This window comes from Brevundimonas sp., assembly GCF_035627475.1.
GTDB lineage: Bacteria > Pseudomonadota > Alphaproteobacteria > Caulobacterales > Caulobacteraceae > Brevundimonas.
On sequence record NZ_DASPLR010000058.1, the window covers coordinates 34,214 to 40,928 of the forward strand.

The 6,715-nt window shown below is 69.6% G+C and carries 6 protein-coding genes and 1 pseudogene; 2 read left to right on the forward strand and 5 right to left on the reverse strand.

The features are described from left to right. Window positions 1–133: 133 nt before the first annotated feature. Window positions 134–994 carry an outer membrane protein assembly factor BamD gene (locus tag VEA62_RS15135; protein ID WP_324823337.1) on the forward strand — a complete coding sequence of 287 codons (861 nt, stop codon included), beginning with the start codon at window positions 134–136 and terminating at the stop codon, window positions 992–994. Between the two features lie 91 nt (window positions 995–1,085). Beyond that, a complete protein-coding gene (gene recN / locus VEA62_RS15140; RefSeq protein WP_324823339.1) occupies window positions 1,086–2,786 on the forward strand; it encodes a DNA repair protein RecN in 1,701 nt (566 codons plus the stop codon). Between the two features lie 4 nt (window positions 2,787–2,790). Here recN and VEA62_RS15145 read toward each other — a convergent pair whose 3' ends face one another. The 5 genes and pseudogenes from VEA62_RS15145 to VEA62_RS15165 all read right to left on the reverse strand — a co-directional run. Beyond that, window positions 2,791–3,696, reverse strand: a complete 906-nt coding sequence (locus VEA62_RS15145) for a cobalamin biosynthesis protein CbiG (protein ID WP_324823341.1) — start codon at window positions 3,694–3,696, stop codon at window positions 2,791–2,793. A gap of 92 nt (window positions 3,697–3,788) precedes the next feature. Next, window positions 3,789–4,304: a hypothetical protein gene (locus VEA62_RS15150; protein ID WP_324823343.1), complete on the reverse strand. Its 516-nt coding sequence runs from the start codon at window positions 4,302–4,304 to the stop codon at window positions 3,789–3,791. 2 nt (window positions 4,305–4,306) lie between these two features. After that, window positions 4,307–5,104 (reverse strand): exodeoxyribonuclease III, encoded by a 798-nt coding sequence (locus VEA62_RS15155; protein ID WP_324823345.1) that lies wholly within the window; start codon window positions 5,102–5,104, stop codon window positions 4,307–4,309. A 107-nt stretch (window positions 5,105–5,211) separates the two neighbouring features. After that, window positions 5,212–6,198 (reverse strand): hypothetical protein, encoded by a 987-nt coding sequence (locus tag VEA62_RS15160; RefSeq protein ID WP_324823347.1) that lies wholly within the window; start codon window positions 6,196–6,198, stop codon window positions 5,212–5,214. A 211-nt stretch (window positions 6,199–6,409) separates the two neighbouring features. After that, window positions 6,410–6,715 (reverse strand): annotated as a pseudogene (locus tag VEA62_RS15165) (hypothetical protein); the annotation flags it as partial.

The window sequence follows — 6,715 nt, forward strand, 5'->3', positions numbered from 1 at the left end:
GGACGGCTCAGCCACAAGCGCCGAGAGTTCTTTTTGGCCGACTTCTTCCCGCATTGGCGCGGGGTTGTTCGCTGGTGTAGAGATCGCGTCTCGTTTTCGGGGGCGCCGACGGGTCGATGCCCGCCGGCCCGTTATGTTGAGGTCGTCCTTGCCTGCTTCCAAGTTCCGCACCGGCCTGATCCTGTCGGCCGTGGCCGTGTCGGCCCTGACGATTTCGGCCTGCTCGGGCCGCGGCAACCGTCCGCGCCTTGCCTATGAGGAGCGTCCGGTCGAGGCGCTCTACAACACTGGCTATCAGCGCCTGCAGAGCCGGCGTTGGAGCGACGCGATCGATTATTTCCAGGAGGTCGAGCGCCAGCACCCCTATTCGGAGTGGTCGCGCCGCGCCATCCTGATGCAGATTTACGCCTACTATCGCGGCAACGACTACGCGGAGGCGATCGCGGCGGCGGACCGGTTCATCCAGCTGTTCCCGGGCAATCCCAGCGCGCCTTACGCCTTCTACATGAAGGCCTTGTGCAATTTCGAACAGATCACCGACGTGGGCCGCGACCAGGGTTACGCCCAGGCGGCGCTGGACGGCCTGCGCGACGTGGCCCGCCGTTATCCGGGGACCTCCTACGCCATCGACGCGACGGTCAAGATCGACATGGTCAACGATCAGCTCGCCGGCAAGGAGATGTCCATCGGCCGGTACTACCAGCGCGCCGGGCAGCCGCTGGCGGCCATGAACCGCTACAAGGCCGTGATCGACAACGAAGCCTACCAGCGCACCTCGCACACGCCGGAGGCCCTGTTCCGGCTGGTCGAGGTCAACCTGCAGCTCGGTCTCAAGGAAGAGGCTGTCCGCAACGGCTCGGTGCTTGGCCACAACTATCCGGGCAGCCCCTGGTACGCCGAGGCCTACGCCTTGCTCAGCGAGGAGGGTCAGCGTCCGGACGTGGCTCCGGAGGGACGGCGCGAAAGCTGGCTGCGGCGCATCATCCCGGGCTGACGTCCGATTCTGTCGCAAGGGGCGGCCATAACCGGCGTTCGCCGCTAGACTGACGAACCATGGCGAATCAGACCCGGACGACCGCGCCCATATGCTGACCGCCCTCTCCATCCGCGACATCGTGCTGGTGGACGCCCTCGACCTCGAGGTCGAGAGTGGCCTGACGGTGCTGACCGGCGAAACCGGAGCGGGCAAGTCGATCATTCTCGACGCCCTCGGCCTGGCGCTCGGCGCCCGCGCCGATGCCGGTCTGGTTCGCAACGGCGCGAAACAGGCGTCCGCCACCGCTGTCTTCACCGCCCCTGACGATCCGGCCCTGATCGCGATGATCACCGAGCGCGGCTTCGAAGTCGTCGCAGGCGAGGAACTGATCCTGCGCCGGACCCTGGCCGCCGACGGCCGCAGCCGGGCCTTCGTCAACGATCAGCCGGCCGGCGTCGCCGCCCTGCGCGAGATCGGTCAGGCCCTCGTTGAGGTCCACGGCCAGCACGAGACTGTCGGCCTGCTGGACTGGAAGACTCACCGCGCCCTGCTCGACAACTACGGCGGCCTGCAGCCGCAGCTTTCGGGCGTCGCCGCGGCCGCCGATCGGCTGAAGGCTGCCGAGCGCGCCGTGGCCGACCTGAAGACCGCCGCTGCCGACGCCGCCGCCCATCGCGAGGAACTGGAGCAGAACCTCGCCGACCTCGACGCCCTCGACCCGCGCGCCGACGAAGAGACGGAACTGGCGGGAGAGCGGGCCCTTCTGGGCGCGGCGGAAAAGGCCATCGCCGACCTTGCCGACGCCAGGGCGTCGCTTGGCGGGGACAAGCTGTCGCGCAACCTCGCCGCGGCCCTGCGCGCCGTCGAGCATGCGCGTCAGCGTGCCGGGCAGGCAGGCACCGACCCCGAGCATCCCCTTGTGCAGAAGCTCTCCGCCGCCGCGGAGGCCATCGACCGCACCCTCGTGGAGGCGGAGGAGGCCATCGCCTGCGTCGACGCGGCCGCCAACGCCTTCGACTTCGAGCCGGGCCGCCTCGACAAGACCGAGGAGCGGCTGTTCGCCCTGCGCGCCGCCGCCCGCAAGCTGAGCACCTCGGTCGAGATGCTGCCGGTCCTGCGCGGGCGTTTCCGCGAGCAGCTCCGGCTGATCGAGGATGGGGCGGAGGCCATCACCGCCGCGGAACGGGCCGCCTCCCTCGCCCGCGAAGCCTATGATGTCGCCGCCATGCTGTTGACCTCCGCCCGCGAAGCGGCCGCGGACCGGCTGACCTCGGCGGTCATGGGCGAGCTTGGGCCTCTGAAGCTGGACCGGGCTCGCTTCCGGGTCGCATTCGAGCCCGTGCCGGAGGGACGGCGAGGGGCCCTGGGGGTCGAGACGGTGCGCTTCGAGATCGCCACCAACGCCGGCGCCGACTTCGGCCCGCTCGACGCCATCGCTTCGGGCGGAGAGCTGGCCCGCTTCGCCCTGGCCATGAAGGCGGCGCTGGCCGGTCGGGAGGACCAGCGCCAGCCGGTGATGATCTTCGACGAGGTCGATCAGGGCGTCGGCGGAGCGGTGGCCGAGGCGGTCGGCACGCGTCTGCAGCGCCTCTCGCATGGCGCCCAGGTTCTCGTCGTGACCCACAGTCCTCAGGTCGCCGCACGCGGCCACGCCCACTGGAAGGTCCGCAAGGCCGATCACGCCGGGCAGACCACCACTACCGTTGACACTCTGGACGCCGCCGCCCGGCGGGAAGAGATCGCGCGGATGCTGTCCGGCGCCATGATCACCGACGAGGCCCGCGCGGCGGCCCGGGCCCTGATCGGCTAGACCGTCAGGCCCCCAGAATCCAGCCTTCTTCCTGTTCGACCCGGGCGATCAGCGCCTCGTCCGCGCCCTTCGGCGGGGCGAATGCCTTCGAGAGGTCGCCGGCCTCGTCCATTTTGGCCAGGGCTTCGGCGGTCGCGCGAACCTGGGCCTGGTCCTTGAACTCGCCCGGATTGGGCTTGCCGTCGAACATCGAGGGCCAGACCTCGACCACCAGGGCCGACAACGGCTCGACATCGGCCGGCTCAAGTGCGCGCCAGCCGGTCCCGAACGGCCACACCGCGCCGGACGGCCCGAGGCTCTCCAGCAGGCGGCGCACGGCCGGAATGCCCACGAGCGTCTGGCCGCCGACCGCGCCCGCGCCGTGCATCTGCCAGACGCTCTTGGGCTGCAGCCGGCCCTTGCGGACGGCGTCCTCGGTGGCGCGGAACTCTGGGATGTCCGCGCCGGCGCCCGCCGGAGGCTTGGTCGTGGTCAGCCAGCGCTGGGCCTGCTTGGCCGGCGCGCCCCACATCGGCCAGGCCTCGTCGGTCATCAACCGGTTGATCTTGGCCGCCACCTGGTAGCGGTTGTTGGTGTTGTCCGGCTTGTCGACCACGTTGGCGGCGATGAATTTCCACATCGCCTGCCACGGCGCGCCGCTCAGATTCAGCCGTTCCGCCGTGCCCGCCGGATAGCCGAAGTTGAAGTCGAACCCGACCAGCACCCGGTCGCCGCGCTTGCGGTGATCGGCCAGCAGGGTCGCGAGCAGCTTCTCGCCCTCGGCCCGCGTCGCGACGTTGTGCGTCTCGGTGTACAGGCGGAAGCGGACGTCGCGCTTGGCCACGCCGATCCAGACGGACTGGTCGCCCAGCTTCTTGCCCTCGGCGGCCGTCCAGTCGGCGATGATGTAGGCGTCGAACAGACGGGCCACGGGGGCGCTCCGGGTTACTCGGTCACAAAGGGATGGGGGCTTCTAGCGTTCCGGCGCCGGAGGCGGAAGGGCGATCTCCGCCCGCGCGGGTGTCAGCCCTTCAGCAGCGCCTCGAGGTGTGACAGCCAGCGGCGGCCCAGGCGCAGGGCCTCGCCCGGCGAACTGGTCTGCACCGGCAGGGTGGCGTCCCACAGGGCCAGTTCGAACTCCGGGTGGCGCGCGTCGCCGAACATCAACCGCAGCACCACCTGCTCTGCATCAGGGGCGAGTATGTCGAGCGACTTGCGGGTTTCGCCGCGCCGGACGCGGGCGACGACATGTCCATCGACGATGATCTCGCCGCCGTCGATCTCCTCGAAGGCGTAGACCAGCCCGGCGGCCCCGCGATTCCACAGCACCGCCACCTGGGCGCCGTCGAAATCGAGTCCGGCGGCGCGCCCTTCCGCGGGCGACAGGGCTTCGGCCTCTGGGGTTGCGCCCAGCGACCGCAGCAGGGCCCGGCGCATACGGCGCACCGGCTCCATCCACCAAGCCAGCACGAGGGCGGCGGTGGTCAGCGCCGCCGCCGCCAGCGCCACGAGCAGGATGACCCGGAGCGCCTCGGCCATGCCTAGTCTTCCAGTTCGATCACGACCGGGACGTGGTCTGAGGGCTTGTCCATGTCGCGGGCGTCTCGATGGGTCTCGATCGACCGGAAGCGGTCGGCCGCCTGCGGCGACAGCAGGTGGAAGTCGATGCGGATGCCATGGTCGCGCTGCCACGCGCCGGCCTGATAGTCCCAGAAGGTGTAGGTCCCGGGCGGCTGACCGCCCAGGTCGCCGGCGTCGGCCAGGCCGAGATGGCGTAGCGCCCGGAAGGCGGCCCGGCTCTCGGGCTGGAACAGGGCGTCCCCGGTCCATGCGGCCGGGTTCCTCGCATCTTCGGGCGTGGGAATGACGTTATAGTCCCCGCACAGGGTGAACGGCTCCTCAAGCGCCAGCAGGTCCCGCGCGTGGGCGTGCAGCCGCTCGAGCCAGGCCAGTTTGTAGGCGAATTTCTCGGTTCCGAGCGGATTGCCGTTGGGCAGATAGATGCAGCCGACCCGCACGGGACGCGCCGCCTCCACCACGGCCTCAATATAGCGGGACTGTTCCGCGTCCGCCTCGTAGCCGGAGCCGTCCACGCCCGGCAGGCCCCGCCGAACGTCCGACAGCGGATGCTTCGAGAGGATGGCGACCCCGTTGTAGCTCTTCTGCCCGTGCGTCTCGACGTTATAGCCCAGGCTCTCGAAGGCCTCGCGGGGGAATTTCTCGTCGACGCATTTGATTTCCTGCAGGCAGGCCACGTCCGGCATGGCCGCCTCCAGCCATGCCAGCACTGTGGGCAGGCGGGCATTGACCGAGTTCACGTTCCAGGTGGCGATGCGCATCGTGCATGATTACGGCGCGTCGGGGGCCTCTGTGAAGCGCCGATCGCCCAAACGAAAACGCCCCGGGAATGTCCCGGGGCGTCGCTCGTTCGATGAAAGAGCCGGCGCTACTGCTCGGTCGCCGCCGCTGCCGGGGCCGCGGTGGTCAGGGTGCAGCCGCCCGCGATGTGGGCCGCGGTCGCGCAGGCGTGGACGCGCTGGGCGGTGAAGGTCTCGCCGATGCGGGCGAAATAGCCGTCGCCGGCTCCGCATTTCACTTCGTAGACCTGCAGGCCTTGGGCATCGATGCCCACCTTGCGGGCCTGCTGAACATCGCAGGTCGCGGCTTCGGTGCCGGCGAGGACGGCTTTCCAGGCCTTCAGGTTTTCCTCGGGCGTCGTGTAACGGCAGGCGGCGTTGTCGAGCGTCCGCGCCCAGCACGGGTTCTTGACCCATCCGGTGGGCGCTTGTTCGATCTGGTAGCCGTCGGCATCCGTGCAGCCCACCTCATAGACGAGGCGGCCTTCGAGGCGGCCGATCGCGGCGCCCCGGTCAACCGTGCAATCGATGCCGGCCTCGCGCGCATAGGCGGCGATGATCGGCACAATGTTCTGGTTGGCCGGCAGGGTGCACTGCTGGCCGACGTCGGCGGCCGGATCGCGCAGGCGGTTGGTTTCAGCCTGTCCCGCCAGTTCCAGGCAGTTGAAGGTCTGCGGCGGAGTGGACCCGACGGCCAGATAGCCCGGCCCGCTGGCGCAGGTGGCCTCATAGGTCGTGTGCTGCTCGGCGGTCACGCCGAGGACGGCGGCCTCGCTGACCTGGCAATTGACGCCAGCGGCCGTCAGGAGAGCCTGGGCCGCGGCCTTGTTCTCTTCGGGCGTCGGGGCGGCGGGACGTTCCTGCTCCTGCTCCCTGCGGTCCCGCCGGCTGTTGCGGCTGCGATCGCCGCCGATGCGGCCGGGCAGAACACGTTCGCCGCGGATCGCGCCGCTCGCGCGGTCTGACTCGGTGCGACCCCCATCGGACGGGGTCTCCTGGGCCATCACGGGCTGGGTCGAAAGCAGCGCCAGCGCCATCGCGCCGCCGATCAGCGCGAGCAACTTCTTGTGGAACACGGGAAAACTCCGGGAAGGGAAATCGTCGATGGGATTCCTTGGCGGCCGCTTGTGGCGGGGTCAAGGCGACAGTCGCCAACGCGCCCTGGATATGCATTCGGCGGGATCAGGCCCAGGCGTCGATCACGAATGGATGAAGGCGTCGAGGCTCACGAAAAGCGCCCCGGGACTTGGGTCCCGGGGCGCTCCGCCTGGTTTCGAAGCGGAAACCCTATCCGCGATTTTCAGAGAAGCGGCAGGTTTCGCCTGCCGAGACGATCACCTGACAGGTCTGCAGCCTCCAGCCGTCGCTGGCCCGTTCCAGCCAATAGCCATCAGCGTCGGCACACCCGACCTCGTAGATGAGATTGCCGTCCACACTCCGGCCGACGGCCGCCGCCTGGTCGATCTCGCAGGTCACGCCGGACTGGCGGGCCCAGCCGCCGATCACGGCGAGGCTGTTCTGGTTGGCGGGCAGTTCGCACTGCGGCCCGCCGGCCACGGCGGCGAGTTCGAAGCAGGTGTAGGCTTGGGTCGG